Consider the following 24,948-nt stretch of genomic DNA (forward strand, 5'->3'; position numbering starts at 1 on the left):
GTCAGATCGCTGCGTTCAAGGCCGCATAGTAGCCGGCATAGTCGGGCCGCTTCTTGAGCACCGTTTCCAGGTATTCTTCCAACACGATCTTGTCCTGGACCGGATCTTTCACGATCGCGCCGACAAGGCTGGCGGCCAGACCTTCCGCGCCGAGTTTGCCGCTGTCGAACCACGCCGCCTGGCTCAGGCCGCCAACCATCGTCGCGATCGCCTCGGCGGTCGACAGCGAGCCCGAAGGCGTCTTCAGCGTCACCTTGCCGTCGGCGGTCGCACCGGACCGCAATTCGCGGAAGATGGTCAATACCCGAGCTATCTCCTCGCCGACATTTTTCGGCACCGGCAGGTCGAGCCCGCCGGCCATCTCATCGACCCGCTTGGAGACGATCGCCACCTCTTCAGCCATGTCTTCCGGCAAGGGCAGCACAACAACATTGAAGCGACGCTTGAGCGCCGAGGAGAGTTCATTCACACCTTTGTCCCGGTTGTTTGCCGTGGCGATGATGTTGAAGCCGCGCTGGGCATAGATCGATGTGTTCAATTCCGGGATCGGCATCATCTTTTCGGAAAGCACGGTGATCAGCGTGTCCTGCACATCGGAGCCCATGCGCGTCAGTTCCTCGAGCCGGCAGAGCTTGCCGGTCTGCATGGCGCGGTAGAGCGGCGTCGGCACCAATGCTTCCTGGCTCGGGCCCTTTGCCAGAAGTTGCGCATAGTTCCAGCCATAGCGGATTTGGTTCTCGTCGGTGCCGGCCGTGCACTGCACGATCAGCGTCGAGTCGCCCATGATGGCGGCGGCCAGATGTTCCGACACCCAGGACTTGGCCGTTCCGGGAACGCCGAGCAGCAACAGTGCGCGGTCGGTGGCGAGCGTTGCCACCGCAGTCTCCATCAACCGGCGGCGACCGACATATTTTGGCGTTACCGGCGTGCCGTCACCGGCCTTCCCGCCCAGCAGATAAATCAGCACAGCTTGTGGAGAGAGGCTCCAGCCGGCAGGCTTTTGCCTGTCGTCACCGCGCGCCAGCGCCTGCAATTCAGAGGCATAGGCTTGCTCGACCGGGAGACGGATGGCAGCGTTCATATGAATTCTCCGGATTGATCATGTGTCGGTTCTAGGCTGATGTTCGGCCAGCGCCGCGTTGAGACGCAGGACACTGAGTGATGGGGCTGCGGGCGGCATGCCGGCTGCGACGACCTCGTCGATCAATTTTGCCGCCGTGGTCGCTGTGGCAAGGAAGCCGATCGTTTCCAGTATATCGTCGGCGCCCCGGCGCATGGCGTCGTCGTTTCCCGCAACGGCGGAACGCAGCGCCGGAAGAGCTGGCCCGTTCGAAAGGTCGTCCCAATCCAGCCAACCAGCATCAATGCCTTCCGCCAGATTGATGGCGTTGAGGTAATTCGCTTGCTTGAGGATCAGCCGGACGAGGGCTCGTTTTCTGCGACTGTCCAGGCGCGGCGTGAGGTGCAGTACGAACAGCGCTGGTTTGCCGCCATCGGCGACAAGCGCGTCCGCCATCAGCGTCACCGCGGCATCACTGCCTGAAGCGGCGACCATTCGTGCGATCAGGATGTCGGCATTGTTGTCGGCGCCGAACTGCCAGGCCCCTATGAATTCGGGTTCGGTAGCGCCCAACCGTGCGGCAAGGTCGACCAGATTGCAGGTCTCGAACAATTCGGCACGGCGCTTTTCCTGCGCCGGCGATTTCAATTTCGCCGGCGTGTAGATGCTGCGGCGGCGGATGAAGCCGGATTTGCCTTCGCTGATGAAAGTGGCGAGTTCAGCTGCGGGATCATCCGGTCCGCCATCGTTTGAACGGCCGTGCTCTCCCAACCTTGCCAGCAGCCGGCCAGCCAGTTCGCGCACCTTGCCGGACCTGTCGGCGGAGAGGCTTTTAAGGAACGGCGCGTCCTCAGGTTTCAGGCCGAAGCGCATGAGTTCGATCAGCGCAAGCCGGACCTCGGCGGGCTCGCCCGATGCCTTGGCCTCGATCAGCATTCGAGCCGAAGCCGGTTCACTGCGGCGCATGTCTGCCAGCGCGATGCGTCGCGCGGCAGGATAGAATTCATCCCAATTTTCCGCCGTCAGTTTCTCTTGCGGGGCATGTCTCTCCCCGTCCACGCTTGCTTGCCAGTCGATCCAGGGGACGTAGACGTCCGGACTGTTCTGATCCGAAGGCATCCAGTCCATCGGATGAAGGACAAAGCCGCGGCTGGCGACAAGCGTCACCACGCGCGTCTTGCGTCCCGCGTCGGCGGCGTGTTTCAGAGCCCCTCTCAACAGCGGCCGCAACCGCTCCGGCAGCATAGGAAGCGCAAGCCTGGGCAGCGGCGGCCGCCGCCTGAGCGTCTTCGGCGCCGCAGGCCGCAGGGCGACGTCGAGCGCTTGCGCTGCGATTGCCAGCAGCCGGCGCTCCTGCTCGTCGGGACTTGCACTGCCGGCGATTGTCTTCCAGGCGGTCGGAGCCAGATCGAAAGTGGCTCCGCCGGTGATCCAGCAATCGCGCATTGTCGCCAGGCCTGCTTGCTCGCCCTCATTCACGACAGGTCAAGCCTCCCGAATCTGCTTTGCGCCGCCAGAAGGTCAAGCCGGGCGCCATCCCAGAGCGCTGCCGTGGCCGCAAGGTCGAGGCCGAGCAATGTTTGATTGACAGCGCCTGCGATCGGCAAGGCGATCCCTTGCGGATCATCCGCGGCCTGCCACCAGCCTGTGCCGCGGTCGTCGACTAGGATCGCACCAAGCGGCAGCATGAGAGGACAATCGGTAATCCAAGGCGCTGCATCCTGATAGGAAGCATGCCCGGCGAGTGGGTCCTTTGTAGCGCCCAAGCTGAAATCAGGCCATGCGCCGGACATCACTTCACCCAAGCGTTCCGCCACCAATGCGCGCAGCGGTTTGCGGGCTGGATAGAACACCAGCCGGGCATCGAAACGATCACCCGGAGCAAAAGCGTTGGACCGGCGCCCGGCAGAAGCCGGAAAATAGTCGAGCAGCACGGCAAATTGCGGGGTAGCGCTCTTCAGGTCCAGCAGCCAGGTCGAATGACTGACGAGACCGTCGCGGCGGCTCTCGATCTTCTCGCCCAGAACTTCCCAGAAGCTTTCGACCTGTCTTGCATCGGGACTGGCCAGAACCTGTTCGCGGGTTTCCGATGTCGATACGAGGCGCTTCAATTCGGGATCATCCGGCGCCGCCCGCCATGCCTTGGCCAGCAGCACAAGCTTGCCAAGCTCACGGATCGCCGCATCCGGTCTTTCTTCGCTCCGCAGCGCCATCAGCCGCGAAGGGATCTCGTCGATGCGGCCGGCAAGCGCGGTTGCCTTCATGTCGACCAGCCGCGCGGCAATCCGGCGGCAACGGTCGCTGCTGCCGTCGACAAACCCGGAAAGACCAAGCCGCAACTGGTCGGCGATCCAATGGTCGAGCTCATCGAGCGCCGCCGACACTGCTTGTCGTGTGTCTTCCGCCCGCTTGCGCTGCGCTGCCTCGCGGCGCTCCACCGCCGTAACGTCTTCGACGGCGGCGCGCTCGTCCGTCCGTGCTGCTTCATCGATGCTCTTGGCTGCCGCGCCGTGTGTCGATTGCGCTGGCGCTGGCGTCGTCTTTCTGCGCCGGCCAAGCCAATCATTCACCCATTCCGGCGTCGATTCAGCGGCTGCAAAACTGGCTGGCGCGGTGGCGGCAATCCACATCAGGGCCAGCGTGTGCTTGCACGGGAATTTTCGCGACGGGCAGGTGCATTTGTAGCCGTGATCGCCTGTGTCGACCACCACCCGATAGGGATTGGAGCCGGAGCCCTGGCATTCACCCCAGATGAGCGCCTGCTGCTCATTCTTTTCGAGCCGCGGCCAGTTCGATCGCTTGGTCAGCTTGGAGGCGGCGCTCAGCGACGCCTGATCGGGAGCAAGCGCCTCAATGGTCTTCAAATCGAATTCCAAGCCGCGCCCCTCGTGACTCGAACCAAACGCCTGTCGTCAGGATAGATCGCCGTTTGTGAAGAATTATTGTAGCTCTCGCGAAGCGAAGATCGATACGTCTCTGCCCCTGTTCTAATGTGCCCGAATCCGCCTGATCCGCAAGCGCGGTCTACCGCCGTTCGGCAGGCAGAGGATTTTCAGCAAGACGCGGCGTTTGCCAACTCCAGCTATGCGCTCAGTGTCTGGCGGCGGGGCAGGCCCTGGTGGCCCATGCAACTGGTTCGCTGGAGCGAGCCCTTCAGCCTTTGCCCATCAGTTCGACTGCCCCGACACTTCAATGGGCCCAAACCTGCACGATCGCTCTCCAGCGGGCTGGATCTTTTTGGCGCCTTTTTGTGCAACTTGAACCACGCGGCGCTTGACTCCAGCGGCGGCTTGTGAAAAATTTTGCACCAACTGATAAAAATATCTTAGGACGGAAATGGTTGGTTTTGGAAACGGCCTCCTGCGCGACGATGAAACCAGTATGGCCACGCGTGCCGCCTGGCTTCATTATGCTGGCGGCCTGACCCAGTCGGAGGTCGCCAAGCGGCTTGGCCTGACCAGCCTCAAGGCGCATCGCCTCATCACCAAGGCCAATCAGGAAGGGTTGGTCAAAGTCTATATCGACGGCGAAGTGTCGGAATGCGTTGCGCTTGAAGACGATTTGTCCAGCCGCTACGGCCTCGATTATTGCGAGGTCGTTCCCGACTTCGATGGCGAAGACCTGCCGCTCAAGGCGCTCGGCATTGCCGGCGCGCAGTTCCTCAAGCGTGAGATCGAACGCGGCGAGGATACGCTGATCGGCGTCGGTCACGGCCGCACGCTCGCTGCCTGCGTCGAATATCTGCCGCGCATATCGGCCGAAAAGACCCGCTTCGTTTCGCTGCTTGGCGGCCTGACGCGCAAGTTCTCGGCCAATCCGCACGACGTCATTCACCGCCTGGCCGAACGGACCGGCGCGGAAGCCTATGTGATGCCGGTGCCGATGTTCGCCAACACGGTCGAGGATCGCACCGTGCTGCTCGGGCAGAAAGGCATCAGCGAGGTCTTCGATCTCGGCAAGGCCGCCGACCTGCTCATAGCCGGTATCGGCACCGCCGAGCGCGAGGCGTCGCTGGTCGCCACCGGTATGATCGAGAAGGGTGAGATGGAGGAGATCCGCCGCAAGGGCGGCGTCGGCGAACTGCTCGGCCATTTCTTCGACGATGCTGGAAAGGCGGTCGAGACGACCCTTTCCAACCGGGCGCTGGCGCTGGCGCGCGAAGACATCAGCAATCGCAGGATTGTCGCCGTTGCCGGCGGCAAGGTGAAGGTTCGTGCCATCAAATCGGTGTTGGAGGGCCGCTATCTCAAGGGCTTGGTCACCGATGAGCGGACGGCGCGATCACTCGTGGAGCAGACGCCGGTCGGGTAGCCGGCAACCATTCGATTGAAACTACCCTGTGGAGGAGAAGACAAATGCATGAGAAAGAGAAAGACCTGATCGACGCGTTCCTGCGCGGACAAGTCGATCGTCGTGGGCTGATCAAGGGCCTTGGCGCCATGGGCCTTGCCGCTGGCACAGCCGGCACGCTGCTCAATCTGGGGCAGACCCGTGCGCTGGCGGCAGATTTCGACTGGCAGGCGCACAAGGGCAAGACCATCAAGCTCTTGCTCAACAAGCATCCTTACGCGGATGCGATGATCGCCAACCTTGAGAATTTCAAAAAGTTGACCGGCATGGAAGTCGTCTACGACGTCTTCCCGGAGGATGTTTATTTCGACAAGGTCACCGCTGCGCTGTCGGCCAGCTCGCCTGAATACGATGCCTTCATGACCGGCGCCTACATGACCTGGACCTATGGCCCGGCCGGCTGGATCACCGACCTTAACGAGTGGATCAAGGATCCGACCAAGACCAACGTGAACTATGCCTGGGACGACTTCCTGCCCGGTGTCAGGAAGTCCTGCGCCTGGAACGGTCAGCCTGGCGGCGTGCTCGGTTCCGACGACGCCAAGCAGTGGTGCATTCCGTGGGGCTTCGAACAGAACAACATCACCTACAATAAGGGTATGTTCGACAAGGTCGGCGTCAGCGTTCCCGGCAATATGGACGAGATGGTCGCTACGGCGGCCAAGCTCACCAAGGATGTCGGTGGTGGCGTCTACGGCATCGGCGTGCGCGGCTCGCGCTCCTGGGCGACGATCCATCCCGGCTTCCTGTCGGCCTACGCCAACTTTGACCAGAAGGACCTGAACGTCTCGGCTGACGGCAAATTGTCGGCCGCGATGAACACCGCCGAATCCAAGGCCTTCCACAAGCAATGGGTCCAGATGATCCAGGAGAGCGGCCCCAAGGACTGGTCGACCTACACCTGGTATCAGGTCGGCACCGACCTTGGCGCCGGCGCCTCGGCGATGATCTTCGACGCCGACATTCTCGGCTACTTCATGAACGGCGGCGACAACAAGATGGCGGGCAAGCTCGCCTTCTCTGCCTTCAAGGCCAATCCCGCCGCCAAAGCGCCGACGCCCAATATCTGGATCTGGTCGCTGTCGATGTCCAATTTCTCGAAGGACAAGGACGCCACCTGGTACTTCATGCAATGGGCATCCGGGCCCGAGCATGCGTTGTTCGGTGCGACCAAGATGGACTTCGTCAATCCGGTCCGTCAGTCGGTCTGGAACGACCAGATGTTCCGCGAGAAGCTGAACAAGAGCTATCCGGGTTATGTCGAGATGTTCGACGTCTCGGCGCCGGGCGCCAGCATCAAGTTCACCCCGCAGCCGCTGTTCTTCGATTTGACCACCGAATGGGCGGCGACGCTGCAGAAGATGGTGGCCAAGGAAGTGCCGGTCGACGAAGGCCTCGACATGCTGGCCACCAGCGTCGACGGCCAGCTCAAGGAAGCCGGGCTCGGCTAAAGTCCCGGCGAACGGCTGGCCCGCTTCTGTGGGCCAGCCGGCCATTCCACTGCGAAGCGGCGCCTGGAGCATCGGACCCAAAAGTGGAAACCGGTTTTGGGGAAATCCGATGCTCAAACACTGGCGGTGCCGCGACTCGCCCAACCGGCCGCCTAGCTCCCTGGGCGGCCGGCAGGGCGAAGCAACAGAGATGACGGGTGAGCCACGATGACTGCGGTGACAATGCAAAGAAAAAGGCCTTCCGGCTTCAGGATCAGCAAGAAGGTGCTGCCCTATGTGCTTAGCCTGCCGGCCTTGCTCGTCTGCATCGGCATCCTGATCCCGTTCTTCACATCTGTGGTCTATTCGTTCCAGCGCTACCGGCTGAGCCAGCCCTGGGCGCGGCAGTTCAACTGGGGCGACAACTATATCTCCTTTTTCACTGACCCGAGGTTCTGGAACACGCTGGAGATATCGCTGCTCTATGCCGGTATCACCGTCCTGCTCGAATTGCTTCTCGGTCTCGGCATCGCCATGCTGCTGCAGAAGCGCTCGACGCTGAACAATTTCATCTCGATCATGCTGTTGATGCCGCTGATGACGGCGCCGGCGCTTGCCGCGCTGATGTGGAAGCTGATGACCAATCCCGGCTTCGGCGTGCTGAGCTATCTCGCCAGCCTGATCGGACTGCAGGATTTCCGCTGGGCCTCGTCTCCGTCGACCGCACTTTTCACCGTGGTTCTTGTCGACATCTGGGTCTACACGCCCTTCATCATGATCCTGCTGCTTGCCGGCCTGCGCAGCCTGCCGACGCAGCCCTTCGAGGCGGCAGCACTTGACGGCGTGCCGCGGAGTTTCGTGTTCTTCCGCATCACCTTGCCGATGCTGACGCCCTACATCCTGACAGCGACGCTGTTCCGCCTGCTGGATTCCATCCAGCAGTTCGACATCATCTATGCCATGACCCAAGGCGGTCCGGGCGATACGCTGACCGTCTTCCAGGTCGAGGCCTATCTCAACTTCTTCCAGTCGACCAATGTCGGCCGCTCGGCGGCGCTGATGATCATCCTTTGGGCGATCACCTATTTCCTGTCGAACATCTTCATCAAGAACTGGCTGCGGCTGCGCGAACGCGCCCGCGGCCAGGCATAGGAGGCTGAGATGGAACACACCTCGCTTCTCGAACGCATCCTGCGCGGCGCAGCACTGACGCTGGTCGTGATCTTCTTCATGTTCCCGATCGTCTGGATCCTTATGATGTCGTTCCAGACCAACGAGACCATCCTGCGGATTCCGCCACAGCTTGTCTTCAAGCCAACGCTGGCCAACTACACCGCGCTGATCACCGGAAAGCTGACGACGGCGGCCGGCACGCTCGACATCGCCTTCATGCGCAACCTGTGGAATTCGGTGTTCCTGTCGGTCACCTCGGTCGCCGTCGCGCTGCTGCTCGGTGTTCCGGCCGCTTACGCCTTTGCACGGCATAAGTTCCGCGGCTCGGAGGACATCGCGTTCACGCTGCTGTCGTTCCGGTTTGCGCCGGCGCTGCTGGTGCTCCTGCCGCTGACCCTCTATTTCCAGAAGCTTGGATTGGCCAACACCTATATCGGGCTGATCTGGGTCTACCAGCTGATCTGCCTGCCGTTGATTCTATGGATCGTGCGCGGCTATTTCGAGGACATCCCGGCCGACATCGAATACGCCTATCGCATTGCCGGTCATTCCTGGTTCGCCACCTTCCGCAAGATCGCGCTGCCGCTCGCCGGCCCGGGCATTGCGGCTGCCGGCCTGCTCGCTTTCATCTTCGCTTGGAACAATTTTGTCTTTGCCCTCGTGCTCGCCTCGGCCGACAAGCAGCCGGTGACGGTCGGCGCGCTGGCCTTCATCACCTCCTCCGGCATCCAGTATGGCCAGATCTCGGCGGCGATCGTGCTGTCGATCACGCCGACGCTGGCGCTCGCCCTCTATGCACAGCGCTATCTTGTCGAAGGCCTGTCGCTCGGCGCGGTAAAGGGATAGTTCTCATGGCCAGCCTCGAACTGCGAAATGTCGTCAAGCGCTACAAGAGCCAGACTGTCCTCGACAATCTGTCGCTGACTGTCGCCGACGGCGAAACCCTGGTCCTGTTCGGACCGTCCGGCGCCGGCAAGACAGTGCTGCTGCGGCTCGTCGCCGGCGTCATCGACCCCGATGAGGGAAAGATCTTTATCGGCGGCGAGGACATGACCGACCTCGATGCCGAGTTCCGCGGCGTCGGCATGGCGTTTCAGAATTTCGCGCTGTTTCCGCACATGACCGCCTTCGACAACATTGCCACGCCGCTTCAGGCCAAGCGCTCGTCGCAGAGCGCGATGAAAGCGGGCGTCGAGGGCGTCGCCAAGCTGCTGAAGATTGGTCACGTGCTCAGCCATAAACCACGGGCGCTGTCCAACGGCCAGAAGCAGCGCACCGCGCTTGCCCGCGCTCTGGTCGGCTCGCCGCCGGTGCTTCTGCTCGACGATCCTCTGCGCAATGTCGATGCCAAACTGCGCTTCGAGATGCGGCTCGAACTGCCGAGGCTGCTGGCCGACCGTGGCGCGACCGTCGTTTACGTCACCCAGGATTATAAGGAAGCCATGGCACTTGGCGATCGCATCGCGGTGATGTCGCAAGGTGTCATCAAGCAGCTCGGCACACCCGAGCAGATCTATCGTGAGCCGGCAAACATCGAGATCGCGCGGCTGTTCGGCGACCCGACAATAAACCTGCTCGACGTCAAGCCGTCGCGCGATACCAAGGGCATCTATGTCGGCCTGTCGAATGTCCAGGTCCATCTGGCGGGTGCCTACGAGACGGCGGTCGGTCGCGACTGCGTGATCGGCCTAAGACCGGAAGCGCTGAGCTTCGTCGACGAACGCACGCCGGCCGCCATTCCGGTCACGGTCGAGGCCGAGACGCCGCTCAACGAAAAGATCGTCACGCTGGTGCGCACCGTGCGCGGGCGCGAAATCCTGGTCTCCCGTCCGGCCGGGACACCGGGTCAAACAGAGGGCAGGGCCCATATCGGCGTCGACAGCAAAAGCGCGCTTTTGTTCGATCGTGCCAGCGGCGACCGTATCGGCTCGAAGAACATCGTCAATTTGCGCAGCGGAGAAGCGGCATGAGCCAGGGCGCACTCGCCATTTCAGGTGTCGACAAGTTCTACGGTCCGATCGACAGGGGCGTGCATGCCGTTCAGAATCTGACGATGGAAATCGACCGGGGTGAGATCGTCGCACTGCTCGGCTCGTCCGGTTGCGGCAAGACCTCGACATTGCGCATGATCGCCGGCTTCGAAGAGGTCTCGCGCGGCACCATCTCGGTTGCCGGGCGCAGGGTGCACACGCTGCCGCCGGTCAAGCGCAATGTGGCGATGGCGTTCGAGGGCTATTCGCTCTATCCGCCGCTGACCGTGCGCGAGAACATGGCGTTTGCGCTGAAGGCGGCCAAGCTGCCGAAAAGCGAGGTCGATGCGAAGGTTGCCAGCATCGCCAAGCTGCTCGAGATCGAGGACATTCTGGAGCGCTATCCGAGCTCCATCTCCGGCGGCCAGCAGCAACGCGCCAGCCTGGGCCGGGCGCTGATCCGCAAGGCCGATCTGCATCTGCTGGATGAACCGATGGGCCAGCTCGAACCGCAGCTTCGCGCCGTGCTGCGCGGCCGCATCAAGCACTTCATCAAGGAGCGCGGCCTGACCGCGATCCTGGTCACCCACGACCAGACCGAGGCCAATGCATTGGCCGACCGGATCGCGGTGATGGAAGGCGGCGTGCTGCAGCAGTTCGACACGCCCGACATGCTCAAGCAGCGGCCGGCAAACCTGTTCACCGGCACCTTCGTTGGCGAGCCGCCGATGAATGTCTTCGAGGCCTATGTCGGCACGGCTGCAGACAAGATCAATCTGCGACTGCCCGATGGGCTTTCACTCGACTATGACAAGGACGCGTTCAGCGGCTCGGTTCGCGACGAATTGCTCAAACGGGAGCGGGTCGTCATCGGTATCAGGCCCTATGCGGTTCGCCGTTCTAAGGACGGCGTGCCGGCCACGGTATCGGCCAACCAATGGCTCGGCGATCAGACGCATATCGCGGCGGATTTCGCCGGCGGTTCGCTTGTCCTGGTCGAGCATGACCGGACCCGGCTGGAGCTTGGCGCGCCGATTAATATCAGCATCGATCCGAAAAACCTGCACGTCTTCGATCAGTCCAGCGGCATGGCCATTTCGCACGGCATGGAGCTTGCCTGATGCGGGATGTGCTGATCGGCATCGATGCCGGCACGTCTGTCATCAAATCCGTCGCCTTCGACACGACGGGCCGGCAGCTCGCGGCCGCGGCGGTGCCGAACCGGTATGAGACCTTGCCGGGTGGCGGGGCCGAGCAGGATCTGGCGCGCACCTGGGCCGATACCGCGACTACCTTACGCCAGCTTGCCGACAAAGTGCCGGACCTTGCCAGGCGTACCATTGCCATCGCCGTGACCGGGCAGGGCGATGGCACCTGGCTGATCGACAAGGACGGTGAGCCGATCGCCAAGGGCTGGCTGTGGCTCGATGCGCGCGCTGCCGCGATCGTCGAGGAGATCCGTGCGCGGCCCGATGACCGGCTTCGTTTCGAAAAGACCGGCAGCGGGCTCGCCGCCTGTCAGCAGGGGCCGCAGCTTGCCTTCATGAAGCGCAGCGCGCCCGACAGGCTTGCCGGCGCCGCGACGGCATTCCATTGCAAGGACTGGCTCTATTTCAAGCTGACCGGCGAACGCGCCACCGATCCATCCGAGGGCACCTTCACCTTCGGCGACTTCCGCACCCGTGGCTATTGCGACGAGGTGCTTGAGGTGCTCGGCGTCGCCGATCTCAGGCATCTGCTGCCGCCGATCGTCGACGGCACCAGGCATAGCGCCTGCCTGTCGGCGGCGGCTGCCGAAGTGACCGGGCTGCTTTCCGGTACGCCGGTGGTGCTGGCCTATGTCGACGTGGCCTGCACCGCGCTCGGCGCCGGCCTGCTCGACCGCGAGCGCAAGCCCGGCTGCTCCATCATCGGCTCTACCGGCATGCATATGCGGCTTGCGCAGACGCCGGACGAGGTGCTGCTCAACGAGGCGGCGACCGGCTACACGATGACGATGCCGGCGCCCGGCGTCTTTGCGCAGATGCAGTCGAACATGGCAGCGACGCTCAACATCGATTGGATCCTTAGCCTCGCCTCCGGCATCCTCGCCTCGCAAGGCATCACCCGCACCAATGGCGAGATGATCGCGCTGGTCGATCAGTGGATATCCGTATCCGAGCCCGCCTCGCTGCTCTATCAGCCCTACGTGTCGGAGGCCGGCGAGCGCGGGCCGTTCGTCGATGCCAACGCCAGGGCCGGCTTCGTCGGCATTTCGTCGCGGCACGGTTATGCCGACATGGTCCGCGCTGTTTTCGAGGGACTGGCATTCGCGTCGCGCGATTGCTACGCCGCCATGGGGCCGCTGCCGAACGAAATCCGGCTGACCGGCGGTGCGGCCAGAAGCCCGGCCCTGCGCAAGATCCTGGGTGCTGTCGTCGGCGCCGACATTCGCACCAGCGAGCGCGAGGAAGCTGGTGCGGCGGGCGCCGCGATGATCGCCGCGGTTTGCGTCGGCCAATACCAGTCGATGGACGAATGCGTCGGCGAGTGGGTCACGCCGCTGCTGGGTGCGGCGGAGCCGAGCGACCCCAAACTTGCCGCGATCTATGAGCGGGCGGTTCCGTCCTACACTTTGGCGCATGAGGCGCTGCGGCCGGTCTGGCGGTCGATGGCCGCATCCAAGGCAAACTGAGAAGTCGAGCATGCGTAAGAAGATTGCAATCATTGGCGACCGCTTCATGCTTCCCCAAGTGTTTCGCGAGAAAATCGAGAAGGCCTGCGGCGACAATCTCGACATCCGCACGCTCGAGGCGGCATGGCCCGACGAGCCGATGCAGTTCGGCAATGCGGCGCTCGGCCTCGACAAGGTCAAGGAATATTTTGGCGATCCGGACGAGGTAGTCGATTTCATCGGCGACGCCGAGATCTTCGTCACGCAGCTTGCGCCGCTCTCCGAGACGATGATGCAGCGTCTGCCGGCACTGAAGCTGGTTGCGGTCTCGCGCGGCGGCCCGATCAACATCGACATGGCTGCCGCCAAGGCTCATGGCATCACCGTGGTCAACGTGCCGGGCCGCAATGCGAGTGCGGTTGCCGAGTTCACCATCGGCGCCATCCTGGCCGAGACGCGGCTGATCCGGGTCGGGCATGAAGCTTTGCGCAAGGGGGAATGGCGCGGTGACCTCTACCGGGCCGATCGCACCGGCCGCGAGCTCAACGAAATGACCGTCGGCGTCATCGGCTACGGCAACATCGGCACCCGACTGGTCCGCCTTTTGCGCGCCTTCGGCTGCCGAATCCTGGTCTCCGACCCCTATGTGCAGTTGAGCGCCGAAGACCGCAATGCCGGCGTTGAACTGGTGGCACTCGACGATCTCCTGTCCCGCTCGGATGTGGTCACGCTTCATTCCCGAGTAACCGAAGAGACCCGCGGGCTGATCAACAAGGACACCATCGCTCGGATGAAGCCGGGGGTGATCTTCGTCAACACCGCGCGCGGGCCGCTGGTCGACTACGACGCGCTTTACGATGCGCTCGTCTCAGGCCATATCGGCAGCGCCATGCTGGAGACGTTCGCGGTCGAGCCGGTGCCTGCCGACTGGCCGCTGCTGCAGCTTCCGAACGTCACGCTGACACCCCATATCGCCGGCGCCTCGGTGCGCACGGTGACCTTTGCCGCCGAGCAGGCGGCCGAAGAGGTGCGCCGCTTCATCGCCAGGCTTCCACCGGTCAACCCATGCTGAAGATCGCGGCAGCCATGAAACACAATCGAGGCACCGAGGACCCGGCGAGATGAGCGGCGGCGCCACTGAAATCGTCGATCTCTTCGTCATTGGCGGTGGCGTCAACGGCGCCGGCATCGCACGCGACGCGGCCGGCCGCGGGCTTTCCGTAATCCTGTGCGAGAAGGACGATCTGGCCGAAGGCACCAGCTCGCGATCGGGAAAGCTGGTCCATGGCGGGCTGCGCTATCTCGAATATTACGAATTCCGGCTGGTGCGCGAGGCGCTGATCGAGCGCGAAGTGCTGCTTGAATCGGCGCCGCACATCATCTGGCCGATGCGCTTCGTGCTGCCGCACAGTCCTGACGACCGGCCGGCCTGGCTGGTCCGGCTCGGCCTGTTCCTCTACGATCATCTCGGCGGCCGCAAGCGGCTGCCGGCCACCCGCACGCTCAACCTGCGCACCGCGCCCGAAGGCGCGCCGATCAAGGATGCGTTCAAGCGCGGTTTCGAATATTCCGACTGCTGGGTCGACGACGCCCGCCTCGTCATCGTCAATGCGCTCGACGCCGCGGAACGGAGAGCCAAGGTCTTTACCCGGACCGCCTGCACCGCCGCCCGCCGTGAAAACGGCCTATGGTCGGTGGAGATGCGCGACAGCCGAACCGGCGTCAGGACGACGGTTCGGGCACGGGCGCTGATCAACGCCGCCGGTCCCTGGGTCAACGACATCATCAACCGCGTGGCCGGCCAGAACTCCAAACGGAATGTGCGCCTGGTCAAGGGCAGCCACATCGTTGTGCCGAAATTCTGGGAAGGGCGGCAGGCCTATCTCGTTCAGAACAGCGACAAGCGCGTGATCTTCATCAATCCCTACCAGAACGATCTGGCGCTGATCGGCACTACCGACATCCCCTATGAGGGGCGGCCAGAAGACGTAGTGGCGGATGCCAGCGAGGTCGACTACCTGATCAAGGTGGTCAACCGCTACTTCAAGCGCCAACTTGCCCGCGACGATGTCATCTACTCGTTCTCGGGCGTCAGGCCGCTCTATGACGACAACGCCGACAATCCGAGCGCGGTGACGCGCGACTATATTTTCGAACTCGACGCCTCAGTCGGGCAGGCGCCGCTGCTCTCTGTCTTCGGTGGCAAGATCACCACCTTCCGCAAACTGGCCGAGCATGCGCTGGACCAGATCGCCCCTTTCTTTCCGAAAATGGGAAAGCCATGGACGTCGAAAGGACATCTGCCGGGCGGCAATATCGCCGATGCCGACTTCGAGCAGTTTCTCGGCGACCTCGGCCGCGAATATCTCTGGATGCCGGCGTCGCTGGTCAAGCACTATGGCCGGCTCTACGGCACCAGGACACGCGTTCTGGTCGGGGCGGCCAAGTCGCTCGCCGATCTGGGTCGATGCTTCGGCAAGGACTTTTTCGAACGCGAAGCCAATTATTTGTTCGAGCACGAATGGGCGCTGACCGCTGCCGATATTCTCGAACGGCGCACCAAGCATGGGCTGCATCTGTCCGCCGCAGAAAAAGCCACCTTCGAGGACTGGTGTTCGGGCCGACTAGCGAAGGTAGGCTGATGACTTTTACGCTTTCCCTCAACACCAATCCGCTGGTCAACCGTTTCGCCGAACCGGACGATCTGATCGATGCGATCGCCTACGACATCGGCATCCGGGACGTGCAGCTCACGCATGAATTCGTCAATCCCGGCTGGCCGGCGGCGACGATCTCGAAATTCATCCGCCTGTTCCGCACGGCGCTCGACCGCACCGGCGTGCGCGTGACATCGGGGATGACCGGCCCCTACGGTAGGCTCAATCATTTCGGCCATCCCGACGCCGATGTCCGCCGCTACTATGTCGATTGGTTCAAGACCTTTGCCGACATTTCGGCCGAGCTTGGCGCCAGCGGCATGGGCACCCAGTTCGCGATCTTCACGCACAGGGATTTCGACGATCCGGAGCGTCGCACACGGCTTTTCGATATCGCGCTGGAATGCTGGCGCGAGGTCGCCGAGCACGCCAGGGCGGCCGGATTGACCTATCTGTTCTGGGAGCCGATGTCGGTCGGCCGCGAGTTTGGCCATACGATCGAGAGTTGCCGGGCACTGCACAACCAGATCGAAGCGGCCGGCATGGCCATTCCGTTGCAGATGATGGTCGATATTGACCACGGCGACGTGACCTCGAGCAACCCGGCCGACATCGACCCCTACGCCTGGGCCGAAGCGTTCCCCAAGATATCGCCGATCATCCACATCAAGCAGTCATCGATGAACAAGGGCGGCCATTGGCCGTTCATTGCCGCCTACAACAAGGACGGTCGTATCACGCCGGAAAAATTCCTGGAGACGGTTCGCCGCGGCGGCGGCGTCGACAACGAGATCTGCCTCGAACTGTCGTTTCGCGAACGTGAGCCGGTCGACCACCAGGTCGTCACCATGATCCGCGAGTCGGTCGATTATTGGGCGCCGTTCATCGAGACCGGCAGGACGGCGATTTTACCGCGAACAGGATAGATGAACAGGAGCCGATGCGGCTCCTGTTCAGAACCAGAATATTTCAGCCGAATTTCGGGTCGAGACTGCCCGACTTGTAGCGCTTGGCCATTTCCGAGACCGGCAGCGGCTTGATCTTGGGGGCGTTGCCGGCGGTGCCGAACTGCTCGAAGCGCTCCTTGCACAGCTTCCTCATGGCGGCCATTGCCGGCGTCAGGTACTTGCGCGGATCGAACTCGCTCGGGTTCTCGGTCAGCACCTTGCGGATCGCGCCGGTCAGCGCCATGCGGTTGTCGGTGTCGATGTTGATCTTGCGCACGCCGTGCTTGATGCCGCGCTGGATCTCCTCGACCGGCACGCCCCATGTCGGCTTCATCTGGCCGCCATATTTGTTGATGATCTCCTGCAACTCTTCCGGCACCGAGGACGAGCCGTGCATGACGAGATGCATGTTCGGCAGGCGGCGGTGGATCTCCTCGATCACGTTCATCGCCAGAACCGCGCCATCCGGCTTGCGCGAGAATTTGTAGGCGCCGTGGCTGGTACCCATGGCGACGGCCAGCGCATCGACATGCGTGTCCTTGACGAACTGCACCGCCTGCTCCGGATCGGTCAGCAACTGGTCGTGGCTGACGGCGCCCTCGACGCCGTGGCCGTCTTCCTGTTCGCCGCCGCCCATCTCCAGGGAGCCGAGAACGCCGATCTCGCCTTCCACCGAAACGCCGCCCCAATGCGCCATATCGACGACGCGCCGCGTGATACCGGAATTGTAAGCGTAATCGGCCGGCGTCTTGCCGTCTTCCTTCAGCGATCCGTCCATCATTACCGAGGTGAAGCCATACTGGATCGCGGTCACGCAAGTCGCTTCGTTGTTGCCGTGGTCGAGATGCATGCAGACCGGGATATCGGGATGGATTTCGACCAGAGCGTCAATCAGCTTGGCCAGCACGACATCGTTGGCATAGGCCCGCGCCCCGCGGCTCGCCTGCAGAATGACCGGCGATTTGGTCTCTTCGGCAGCCTCCATGATGGCGAGGCCCTGTTCCATATTGTTCATGTTGAACGCAGGCACGCCATAGCCGTGTTCTGCGGCATGGTCGAGCAATTGTCTCAATGTGATGCGAGCCACCCAATAGTCTCCCGTATTTGGTTTCAAGCCTATGGTTGCGAGCCGTCCGGTCGTCGTTCAGCCCATTGATGCTTCTGGCCGGAATTCCAGAGAACCGCAACCTTTGGCCAAGGCGCTGGGAGCAATTCTTGTTACAGGACAGCAATCAGAAGCGAGCAATATCCCAAACAAATGTAACAATATCTCAAAGATTTGAATGCTTATGCGATTTACTCTGTTATAATGGCTTTGGCTCGCGGTTTTCCGCCACGGCGGTTAGCAGCGAGCCGGATTCAGGAAGGGGCTACAATGAAGAGCGACGGCCGGCGGCAAGGCATCATGGATTTTCTGATGGACACTGGCACGGCCAGTGTCGATGACCTTACCTCGCGCTTTGGCGTATCGAAGATGACCGTCCATCGCGACCTCGACGAGCTCGAGGAAAGCGGCTTCCTGCGCAAGGTGCGCGGCGGCGCCTCGATTCAGCCGAGCGGCCTGTTCGAGAGCGATTTCCGCTACCGTCAGAAGCAGGCCGGTGAGGAGAAGCAGCGCCTGGCGGCTGCCGCCGTGGCGATGATCGAACCGGGCCAGACGGTGATCATCGACGACGGCTCGACGGCCGGCGGCATTGCGCGCCACCTTGCGGATCTCCGCCCACTGACGGTGATCTCCAATAATCTGGCCGTCATCCAGGATCTGGCAGGCGTAGGCGGCATCACCCTGATCGCGCTCGGTGGCCAGTACAGCAAGAAGTTTCACGGTTTCTTCGGCCTGCTTGCCGAGGACACGTTGAGATCGTTGCGCGCCGATGTGGCCTTCCTGTCATCGTCGGCCATCCACGGCGCTTCCGCCTTCCACCAGGACCAGGAAGTGGTCCATACCAAGCGGCTGATGATAGCCGCCGCCGCGCGTAAATATCTGCTGGTCGATCACGGCAAGTTCGGCCGGACGGCCCTGCATTTCCTGACCGATCTCAAGGCATTCGACACTGTCTTCACCGGTCGCGAACTGGAATCGCAGATGCGCGAGGTGTTGGATGGCGCCGGCGTTTCGCTAACAATAGTCGAGAAGGACTAACCATGATCCCGAAAAGTGGGAACCGGTTTTCGGAAAAGATCATGATCAAAGAAGAAGATAGAGCCCCATCCCACTACGCGGGACGGAACAGGCTCTAGAAGGAGGACGCGTGGTTTACTGGGTCGGCACAAGCTGGAAAATGAACAAGACGCTTGCAGAGGCGACTGAATTCGCCAAGGCGCTGGCGGGGTTCATCCCCGGCTTCGACGATCGCATCCAGCCCTTCGTCATCCCACCCTTCACGGCGGTCCGCGAGATCAAGAAGGCGTTGGCGACGACGCGGGTCAAGGTCGGTGCCCAGAACATGCATTGGGCCGACGCCGGAGCCTGGACCGGGGAGATCTCGCCCGTGATGCTGACCGATTGCGGGCTCGACCTCGTCGAGCTCGGCCATAGCGAACGGCGCGAGCATTTCGGTGATACCGACAAGGCGGTCGGCCTCAAGACCGCAGCGGCGGTGAAGCACGGGCTGGTGCCGCTCATCTGCGTCGGCGAGACATTGGCGCAACGCAACAGCGGTCAGGCCGATGCGGTGCTGGCTTTGCAGGTGCATGGCGCGCTGCAATACCTCGAAGGCCAGGCAAAGGCGGCGACGATCCTGTTTGCTTACGAGCCGGTCTGGGCGATTGGCGACAAGGGCATTCCGGCAAGTGCGGACTATGCTGACAAACAGCAGGCGCTGATCAAGAAGATCTCGGGCGATCTTCTGCCGGCCATACCGCCGGTGCTTTATGGCGGCAGCGTCAATCCGCAAAATGCCGCTGAACTGATCGGCCAGCCTCATATCGACGGGCTGTTCATCGGCCGCTCCGCCTGGCAGCCGGAAGGCTACATCGACATCCTTCAACGCGCTTCGGCGGCGATCTAATATCGAATGAACAGGAAAGGACAGTAAAATGAAAATAGCCATTGGAGCCGACAGCGCCGGCAAACCGCTGCTCGACGTCATCGCCGCGCATCTCGCCACCAAACCCGGCCTCGCCGTCAGCGACCTCAGCCAGGCAGGCTACTATGCCGACCTGTCGCAGAAGCTCGCCCAGACCATCCTCGACGGCGAGAACGATCGCGGCATCCTGTTTTGCGGCACCGGCATCGGCGTTTCGATCTCGGCCAACAAGGTGCCCGGCATTCGCGCAGCACTCACTCACGACACCTATTCGGCGGAGCGCGCTGCGAAATCCAACAATGCCCAGATCATCACCATGGGTGCGCGCGTCATCGGCCCGGAACTGGCCAAGTCGATCGTCGATGCCTGGCTCGCATCGGAGTTCGACGAAAAGGGACCGTCGGCCGGCAATGTCCAGGCGATCGACAGGCTGGACGCGGCGAAGCTGGGCTAACCCAGGCTTTTCCGCATCGCGCCAATCACGGTGACGGCCGACGCGGCGCCAGGATCCATGTGTCCGAGCGATCTTGCGCCAAGCCGCGACGAGCGGCCCTTCGCGGCGATCATATTCTTGGTCGCCTCGGCGCCCCGTTCGGCTGCTTGAAGCGCCGCCGCAAGGCTTTCGGACACGCTCTTCCCTGCGGCATGCGCGGCCGCCGCTGCTTGCGCCGCCGGAAGCCAGGCATCGACCATCGTCTTCTCACCGATCTCGGCCTTGCCGCGATCCTGGATGCCTTGCGCCATCGCCTGGAACAGGGCGATGAAATCGGTATCCGCCAGGGTCGTCTTGCCCTTGACGGCGGCCGCACCACGCATGAAAGCCGTCGCATAGAGCGGACCTGACGAGGCACCGACAGCGTTGAGGAAAGATTTCGCGGCGGTGTTGAGCACAGCTGTCGGCTCGGTCGCCGCGAGGTCCAGCAAAGCCAAAGTATCGCGCACCGCGCCAAAGCCGAGCGCCATGGCGATGCCATGATCGGCGTCGCCGATGACGCCGTCTAATTGGCAGAGCCTGTCCTTGTCGGCTTCGATCGCAACCGCGATCGCATCGAACATTGTTTTCAGATCGGCTGCGTCGATGGAGGTCATGGATGCCACGTTCAGCCGGCGCGGAACATGGCGCAGTCGCAAGGATGGTCGAGCATCGTCTGCAATTCGCCATCGAGATGCATCAGCGTCACCGAGGCGCCGGCCATTTCGAGCGAGGTGCAATAATTGCCGACCCAGGTCGCGTGAACTGACACGCCGATGTCATCCAGCCGACGCTTCACGCGCCGGTTCATGATGTAAAGCTCCATCAGCGGCGTCGAGCCGAGCGAATTGACAAGCACGGCAACCTTGTCGCCACGCACCGGCGCCATCTCGTCGAGGATCTTGACCAGCATCTCGTCGGTGATCTCGTCGGCCGTTTTCAGGTTTCCGCGCGCGATGCCCGGCTCGCCATGAATGCCCATGCCGATCTCCATCTCGTCCGGTCCGATCTCGAAATTCGGCCGGCGAGTCTGCGGCAGCGAACAGGGCGACAGCGCCACCCCCATGGTGAAAGTGTGGTCGTTGGCTTTCCGGGCGATGCGCTCGCATTCATCGAATGAGAGCATCCGGTCGCAGGCGGCACCGGCAGCCTTGAAGATGAAGAAATTGCCGGCAACACCGCGCCGCTTTTGCCGCTGGTCACGCGGCGCCGATGCCACGTCGTCGGTGGTCAGCACGGTGCGCACCTCGATGTGATCCATCGCCGCCATCTCTGCGGCCATGTCGAAATTCATCACATCGCCGGCATAGTTGCCATACATGAACAGCACGCCGGCGCCGCCGCTGGCCGCCTTGGCGCATTCGAGGATCGGGTCCGGCGGCGGCGACGCGAAGACATTGCCGATCGCCGCCGCGTCGGCCAGCCCCTTGCCGACGAAACCGAGGAAGGTCGGCTCGTGGCCCGAGCCGCCGCCGATGACGAGGCCAACCTTGCCTTGGCGAGGTCCATCGCGGGCGATGATGGAGCGCGGACTTCCCTCAGCGCTTGTGAGATGGCGGGGATGCGCGGCCAGGATGCCTTCCAGCATTTCGTCGACGGTGCGGTTGCCGTCATTGATGATCTTCTTGGTCTGCACCTGCATCCTCCCGATTTCGGTATTTTCGCAGATAGTACAGCGTGTTACCGGGATTTCCACCCGGGGACGGACATTTCACGCGGCGATGCGTTCCCGCGCGGCCAGGATCTGCACGCAGGCATTGGCTGCCTCTTTGCCCTTGACCTGGAAGTGCTCGAAGAAGAAGCGGTGATGGTCCGCGCCGTCATGGTAGTTGTGCGGGGTGAGCACCGCCGAAAGCACCGGCACGCCGGTGGACAGTTGCACGTTCATCATGCCGTCGATGACCGCGCCCGCCACGAATTCATGCCGGTAGATGCCGCCATTGACGACAAACGCCGCGCCGAGGATCGCTGCATAGCGACCGGTCTGGGCCAAGGTCTTTGCATGCAGGGGAATCTCATAGGCGCCCGGCACATCGAAGACATCGACGGCAAAGCGTTTCTCCCCGAGAACCGCCAGCTCCGCCCCGAATGCTTCGACGCACTGGTCGACGATGTCGGCGTGCCAACGCGCGCGGATGACGGCAACGCGGATCGTTTCATAGTCTTTCTGGGAATGCTGATTCATGGGTCCATCCTTCCGTTTCGAACCAGAATCAGGACGCACGATACGGAATCCGAACCGCGAAAGCGGACCGTCTTCCGTTCGTTCTCTTCCATCCGGACTGTGACCGTCGGCTCCGGAATCACACCGGATCTGCTGACCTTTCCGGCTAACCGGAAAGCGCTCGCGGGCTTGGGCCTAGCGCATGACCCCGAAAACCGGAATCGGTTTTCGGAAAGGAATCATGCGCAACTTAAAGTGCCCTTACCGCCGGTGGGGACTTTCACCCCGCCCTGAGAACATTAACGGCGTTGTATGGAAGGGCAGGGCGATCCTGTCAACCGCCCAGCCCATCGCGGATGGCGCAGAAATAGCGATCGGTTCCGACCTGGCCACCCTTCAGGGCGACCTCCAGTCCTTCGATTCCTTTGACGCGCGAGTGGGCGACGCAAAGCGGCGAGCCCGGCGAGGCGGGCAGCGGCATCCGCACCGTCAGCGCATCGACGCCCATCTGGCCGAGTGCATGGCTCGACGTGTCGCCGCCGGCGATGATCACGCGCTGTAATTTCTGCTCGATCGTCAGTTCGCGAAGAAGTTCGCCGAGGCCGCGGCCAAGCTTGTGGCGGGCGCCTTCCTGCCGGTCGATTTCGGCGCCGCGGTCGGCTGCGGGACCCAGGGCGGTATAAAGGACGACGCTGCGTCCGGCTTCCAGGCTGGCACCGCCGGCCGCGATCGCGCGCGCGATCGCGTCGCCGGATGCTTCCGAGACCAGTTCGACAGGATCCACCTCGATCCCGTCAAAACCGTCGGTCAGCGCATGCCGGATCTGTCTTTCGGTTGTCGGCGAACAACTGCCCGAGACCACCGCGATCCGGTCGGCCGCACCCGGCGGCGAAAAGCTGGGCTCGGCACTGACGGTCCCGTTAGACGCCCATTCGGCCAGCAGCGCATATTCGATGCCCGAAGAGCCGACGACGAAAGTGCCGCCCGGCCTGCGAACGCGCCATATCTCCTTGCCGGCAAGCGCCTGAGTTGCCAGGTTGTCGACATCCAAAAGCACGATGTTGATGCCGTCGGCGAGCAGGCAGTCGAGCGCTTCCGAGTGGAACGCCGACTGCAGCGTCGCGAGATCGACCAGCCCTGAGGTGAGGTCTGTCTGCCGCGACAGATGGATCAGCAAATCGGATTCATCCATCGGTGTGGTCGGGTGTCGGCTCATCACGGGATGGCGGTCGATGCGGAAATATTTGTCGCGGTAAGCGGCGAACAAATGGCCGAAGGCGGTGTAGCGCTTGAGCTGCGGCGCGCCGACCACTAGCGGCACGCTGTCTTGGCTGAAAACCGAGCGGCCGATCTCGATCGCCCGGCCGATGCTGCCGATCGTCGGGCTGGAATCGAAGGTCGAGCAGACCTTGTAGTGGCAGATCTCGGCGTTCAGGGTCTTCAGCCAGGTGAAGGCGCGCTTAAGATGCGTGTGCATCCATTGCGGCGTCTCGCTTCGGCTGGTGCCGGCCAAGCCGACGGCACGGCAATGCCTGAACTGCGAAAGCAGGGCCTCGTCCGGCTGACGCATGAACAGCACGGTCGGCACGCCGCCAAGCTCGAGCGCCTCCATGACGTCGGTCGAGCCGGTGAGGTCGTCGCCATAGTAGCTGAGAAGCAGGTTTTGCATGGCGTCAGGCCGCTTTGCCGTCGCCGAATTTCTCGATCGATCGCGCCAGTTCGACATGGTCGAGCGCGAATTCCGCCAGCGGGATACCATCGACCGCTGCCTGCCAGGCTTGCTGCACGGCGCGCACGCCGGCACCCGGCCCGTCCGGGTGGCTGACGATGCCGCCGCCGCAGAGATAGAGAAGATCGACCGTTCGGCCGGTGCGCTCAAAGGTTTCGGGGGCCTGTCCGCCCCACTGGCCGGAGCCGGCGACCGGCAATGCGCAATCATCCGGCGAAAAGATCGGCGTGGTCACCGCCTTGAAGGATTCGACGAATGACCAGTCCGGCTCCCAATATTTCGAGGCGATGCCATTGATCTGGAATTGATCGACGCCGAGCAGCCGCCAGAACTGCTGCCAGACCTTGAAATCCATACCGAGGCCGGGATGGCGGGTGAGAATGTCCCAGCCGTTGCGGTGGGCGTGCAGCACCAGGCTGGAGCGCTTTCTCAGGTAAGCCATGCCGCCGAAGCCGACGGAGTTGATGTTGACCACCGCGCAATTGCCGCCGGCCTTCGCCACCAGATCGTGGTTGCGCATCATCTCGTCAGGATCGGCATGCGAGATGCCGAAGGCATACATGACCTTTTTACCGGTCTTCTGCTCATGGTCGAGGACGAGCGGCATGATCGCCTTCACCCGTTCCGACAGCGGCGAATAGGCCGGGCTCATCAGCTTCTCGTCGTCCTTGATGAAATCGACGCCGGCGGAAATCAACTCGCCCACCATCTCCGCCGTTTCGTGCGGCCGAAGCCCTAGCGCCGGCTTGACGATCGTCCCGATGATCGGGCGGTCCTCCACACCGGTCAGCCGGCGACTGCCGGCAACGCCGAATTGCGGGCCCGGGTGCGCGCCTCGGTATTCGTCCGGCAGCTTCATGTCGACGACGCGAATGCCGGACAGGCCCTTGATCGAAAAGGCGCCACCGATGGCGATGGTCATCAGCGCCGAAAGGTCTGTGCCGATGGCATCCAGTGGAAACGCAATGTCGACATCCGCGCGCTTGATGGGCCCGTCGCCGGCTTCGGGAAGGGACGGGCGATCGATGTCCGGCAGATGACGTATCGCCAGGACGCGCGCCGCCACCCGCGCCTTGAGCTCTTCGGTCTCGCCGGCCAGCGCGACGAAGGTTCCTGTCGACTGGTCGCTGGCGATCTTGGCCGCCAGCGCCTCGATGCTGCCTGAGGTTTCGAGGCGATAGGTGAGGGTGATCATGGTTCGAAAAAAGTTCCCCGATCTTTGAAGTCTGGTATAATGAGTACATAAGTTTTGCAAGCGATATCCTGCTCGGCAGGCATTCTGGGATTCGTGATGGCAATGTTAAACAGAAACCG

At 62.6% G+C, this 24,948-nt stretch carries 22 protein-coding genes and 1 riboswitch; of the genes, 13 read left to right on the forward strand and 9 right to left on the reverse strand.

From position 1 onward, the window contains the following. Position 1 precedes the first annotated feature (1 nt). The 3 genes from AC0L25_RS10930 to AC0L25_RS10940 are packed head-to-tail and all read right to left on the reverse strand — an operon-like array spanning position 2 to position 3,936. Positions 2 to 1,081, reverse strand: a complete 1,080-nt coding sequence (locus AC0L25_RS10930; protein ID WP_473595494.1) for an ATP-binding protein — start codon at positions 1,079 to 1,081, stop codon at positions 2 to 4. A gap of 18 nt (positions 1,082 to 1,099) precedes the next feature. After that, entirely contained in the window at positions 1,100 to 2,539 is a 1,440-nt protein-coding gene (locus tag AC0L25_RS10935; RefSeq protein ID WP_473595495.1) for a DUF5691 domain-containing protein, read from the reverse strand. Continuing rightward, entirely contained in the window at positions 2,536 to 3,936 is a 1,401-nt protein-coding gene (locus AC0L25_RS10940) for an SWIM zinc finger family protein (protein ID WP_473595496.1), read from the reverse strand. Before AC0L25_RS10940 ends, AC0L25_RS10935 begins: the two co-directional genes overlap by 4 nt. Before the next feature lie 460 nt (positions 3,937 to 4,396). Between AC0L25_RS10940 and AC0L25_RS10945 the strand changes: the two genes are divergently transcribed. The 10 genes from AC0L25_RS10945 to AC0L25_RS10990 all read left to right on the forward strand — a co-directional run bounded on the left by AC0L25_RS10945 (position 4,397) and on the right by AC0L25_RS10990 (position 16,219). Then, on the forward strand, positions 4,397 to 5,371 hold the full coding sequence (locus tag AC0L25_RS10945) for a sugar-binding transcriptional regulator (RefSeq protein ID WP_128284199.1): 975 nt from the start codon (positions 4,397 to 4,399) through the stop codon (positions 5,369 to 5,371). 44 nt (positions 5,372 to 5,415) lie between these two features. Then, the gene (locus AC0L25_RS10950; protein WP_192357467.1) at positions 5,416 to 6,861 is read left to right on the forward strand and encodes an ABC transporter substrate-binding protein; all 1,446 of its coding nucleotides are present in this window, start codon (positions 5,416 to 5,418) and stop codon (positions 6,859 to 6,861) included. Between the two features lie 207 nt (positions 6,862 to 7,068). After that, a complete protein-coding gene (locus tag AC0L25_RS10955) occupies positions 7,069 to 7,992 on the forward strand; it encodes a carbohydrate ABC transporter permease (RefSeq protein WP_352951588.1) in 924 nt (307 codons plus the stop codon). Positions 7,993 to 8,001: 9 nt separating this feature from the next. Further along, positions 8,002 to 8,859, forward strand: a complete 858-nt coding sequence (locus AC0L25_RS10960; RefSeq protein ID WP_473595497.1) for a carbohydrate ABC transporter permease — start codon at positions 8,002 to 8,004, stop codon at positions 8,857 to 8,859. 5 nt (positions 8,860 to 8,864) lie between these two features. Beyond that, on the forward strand, positions 8,865 to 9,983 hold the full coding sequence (locus tag AC0L25_RS10965) for an ABC transporter ATP-binding protein (protein ID WP_473595498.1): 1,119 nt from the start codon (positions 8,865 to 8,867) through the stop codon (positions 9,981 to 9,983). Beyond that, a complete protein-coding gene (locus tag AC0L25_RS10970; RefSeq protein WP_473595499.1) occupies positions 9,980 to 11,104 on the forward strand; it encodes an ABC transporter ATP-binding protein in 1,125 nt (374 codons plus the stop codon). Before AC0L25_RS10965 ends, AC0L25_RS10970 begins: the two co-directional genes overlap by 4 nt. Then, the gene (locus AC0L25_RS10975) at positions 11,104 to 12,657 is read left to right on the forward strand and encodes an FGGY family carbohydrate kinase (RefSeq protein ID WP_473595500.1); all 1,554 of its coding nucleotides are present in this window, start codon (positions 11,104 to 11,106) and stop codon (positions 12,655 to 12,657) included. Before AC0L25_RS10970 ends, AC0L25_RS10975 begins: the two co-directional genes overlap by 1 nt. A 10-nt stretch (positions 12,658 to 12,667) precedes the next feature. Further along, positions 12,668 to 13,708, forward strand: a complete 1,041-nt coding sequence (locus AC0L25_RS10980) for a 2-hydroxyacid dehydrogenase (RefSeq protein ID WP_473595501.1) — start codon at positions 12,668 to 12,670, stop codon at positions 13,706 to 13,708. A 49-nt stretch (positions 13,709 to 13,757) separates the two neighbouring features. Then, positions 13,758 to 15,278 carry a glycerol-3-phosphate dehydrogenase gene (locus tag AC0L25_RS10985; RefSeq protein ID WP_473595502.1) on the forward strand — a complete coding sequence of 507 codons (1,521 nt, stop codon included), beginning with the start codon at positions 13,758 to 13,760 and terminating at the stop codon, positions 15,276 to 15,278. Then, positions 15,278 to 16,219: a sugar phosphate isomerase/epimerase family protein gene (locus AC0L25_RS10990; protein ID WP_473595503.1), complete on the forward strand. Its 942-nt coding sequence runs from the start codon at positions 15,278 to 15,280 to the stop codon at positions 16,217 to 16,219. Before AC0L25_RS10985 ends, AC0L25_RS10990 begins: the two co-directional genes overlap by 1 nt. Positions 16,220 to 16,262: 43 nt before the next feature. Here the strand turns inward: AC0L25_RS10990 and fba are convergent, their stop codons facing one another. Beyond that, entirely contained in the window at positions 16,263 to 17,327 is a 1,065-nt protein-coding gene (gene fba / locus AC0L25_RS10995) for a class II fructose-bisphosphate aldolase (RefSeq protein WP_473595504.1), read from the reverse strand. Between the two features lie 288 nt (positions 17,328 to 17,615). Here fba and AC0L25_RS11000 point away from each other — a divergent pair, with 288 nt between their 5' ends. The 3 genes from AC0L25_RS11000 (at position 17,616) to derI (ending at position 19,723) form a co-directional block, all read left to right on the forward strand. Then, on the forward strand, positions 17,616 to 18,383 hold the full coding sequence (locus AC0L25_RS11000; protein WP_473595505.1) for a DeoR/GlpR family DNA-binding transcription regulator: 768 nt from the start codon (positions 17,616 to 17,618) through the stop codon (positions 18,381 to 18,383). Between the two features lie 109 nt (positions 18,384 to 18,492). Continuing rightward, entirely contained in the window at positions 18,493 to 19,251 is a 759-nt protein-coding gene (locus tag AC0L25_RS11005; protein ID WP_473595506.1) for a triose-phosphate isomerase, read from the forward strand. A 28-nt stretch (positions 19,252 to 19,279) separates the two neighbouring features. Beyond that, positions 19,280 to 19,723: a D-erythrulose-4-phosphate isomerase gene (derI, locus tag AC0L25_RS11010; RefSeq protein WP_095483850.1), complete on the forward strand. Its 444-nt coding sequence runs from the start codon at positions 19,280 to 19,282 to the stop codon at positions 19,721 to 19,723. Here derI and dhaL read toward each other — a convergent pair. The 5 genes from dhaL to oiaX form a co-directional block, all read right to left on the reverse strand. Next, entirely contained in the window at positions 19,720 to 20,358 is a 639-nt protein-coding gene (gene dhaL, locus AC0L25_RS11015; protein ID WP_473595507.1) for a dihydroxyacetone kinase subunit DhaL, read from the reverse strand. The two genes, derI and dhaL, sit on opposite strands and share 4 nt — an antisense overlap. Positions 20,359 to 20,369: 11 nt before the next feature. After that, positions 20,370 to 21,383: a dihydroxyacetone kinase subunit DhaK gene (locus AC0L25_RS11020; protein ID WP_473595508.1), complete on the reverse strand. Its 1,014-nt coding sequence runs from the start codon at positions 21,381 to 21,383 to the stop codon at positions 20,370 to 20,372. 69 nt (positions 21,384 to 21,452) lie between these two features. Further along, a complete protein-coding gene (locus AC0L25_RS11025; protein WP_473595509.1) occupies positions 21,453 to 21,926 on the reverse strand; it encodes a 6,7-dimethyl-8-ribityllumazine synthase in 474 nt (157 codons plus the stop codon). Between the two features lie 76 nt (positions 21,927 to 22,002). Beyond that, a riboswitch (FMN riboswitch) is annotated at positions 22,003 to 22,207 on the reverse strand. Positions 22,208 to 22,239: 32 nt separating this feature from the next. Continuing rightward, positions 22,240 to 23,574 (reverse strand): four-carbon acid sugar kinase family protein, encoded by a 1,335-nt coding sequence (locus tag AC0L25_RS11030; protein WP_473595510.1) that lies wholly within the window; start codon positions 23,572 to 23,574, stop codon positions 22,240 to 22,242. A gap of 4 nt (positions 23,575 to 23,578) precedes the next feature. Continuing rightward, positions 23,579 to 24,829, reverse strand: coding sequence for a 3-oxo-isoapionate-4-phosphate decarboxylase OiaX (gene oiaX, locus AC0L25_RS11035; protein WP_473595511.1), 1,251 nt, complete (start codon positions 24,827 to 24,829; stop codon positions 23,579 to 23,581). Positions 24,830 to 24,948 lie beyond the last annotated feature (119 nt).

The sequence above is a fragment of the Mesorhizobium sp. WSM4813 genome (assembly GCF_055811555.1).

Bases quoted from the DNA above. Each gene is read 5' to 3' on its own strand.
- AC0L25_RS10930 (WP_473595494.1), bottom strand. From the start codon at position 1,081: ATGAACGCTGCCATCCGTCTCCCGGTCGAGCAAGCCTATGCCTCTGAA.
- AC0L25_RS10945 (WP_128284199.1), top strand. From the start codon at position 4,397: ATGGTTGGTTTTGGAAACGGCCTCCTGCGCGACGATGAAACCAGTATG.
- AC0L25_RS10950 (WP_192357467.1), top strand. From the start codon at position 5,416: ATGCATGAGAAAGAGAAAGACCTGATCGACGCGTTCCTGCGCGGACAA.
- AC0L25_RS10955 (WP_352951588.1), top strand. From the start codon at position 7,069: ATGACTGCGGTGACAATGCAAAGAAAAAGGCCTTCCGGCTTCAGGATC.
- AC0L25_RS10960 (WP_473595497.1), top strand. From the start codon at position 8,002: ATGGAACACACCTCGCTTCTCGAACGCATCCTGCGCGGCGCAGCACTG.
- AC0L25_RS10965 (WP_473595498.1), top strand. From the start codon at position 8,865: ATGGCCAGCCTCGAACTGCGAAATGTCGTCAAGCGCTACAAGAGCCAG.
- AC0L25_RS10970 (WP_473595499.1), top strand. From the start codon at position 9,980: ATGAGCCAGGGCGCACTCGCCATTTCAGGTGTCGACAAGTTCTACGGT.
- AC0L25_RS10975 (WP_473595500.1), top strand. From the start codon at position 11,104: ATGCGGGATGTGCTGATCGGCATCGATGCCGGCACGTCTGTCATCAAA.
- AC0L25_RS10980 (WP_473595501.1), top strand. From the start codon at position 12,668: ATGCGTAAGAAGATTGCAATCATTGGCGACCGCTTCATGCTTCCCCAA.
- AC0L25_RS10985 (WP_473595502.1), top strand. From the start codon at position 13,758: ATGAGCGGCGGCGCCACTGAAATCGTCGATCTCTTCGTCATTGGCGGT.
- AC0L25_RS10990 (WP_473595503.1), top strand. From the start codon at position 15,278: ATGACTTTTACGCTTTCCCTCAACACCAATCCGCTGGTCAACCGTTTC.
- AC0L25_RS11000 (WP_473595505.1), top strand. From the start codon at position 17,616: ATGAAGAGCGACGGCCGGCGGCAAGGCATCATGGATTTTCTGATGGAC.
- derI (WP_095483850.1), top strand. From the start codon at position 19,280: ATGAAAATAGCCATTGGAGCCGACAGCGCCGGCAAACCGCTGCTCGAC.
- dhaL (WP_473595507.1), bottom strand. From the start codon at position 20,358: ATGACCTCCATCGACGCAGCCGATCTGAAAACAATGTTCGATGCGATC.
- AC0L25_RS11020 (WP_473595508.1), bottom strand. From the start codon at position 21,383: ATGCAGGTGCAGACCAAGAAGATCATCAATGACGGCAACCGCACCGTC.
- AC0L25_RS11025 (WP_473595509.1), bottom strand. From the start codon at position 21,926: ATGAATCAGCATTCCCAGAAAGACTATGAAACGATCCGCGTTGCCGTC.
- AC0L25_RS11030 (WP_473595510.1), bottom strand. From the start codon at position 23,574: ATGCAAAACCTGCTTCTCAGCTACTATGGCGACGACCTCACCGGCTCG.
- oiaX (WP_473595511.1), bottom strand. From the start codon at position 24,829: ATGATCACCCTCACCTATCGCCTCGAAACCTCAGGCAGCATCGAGGCG.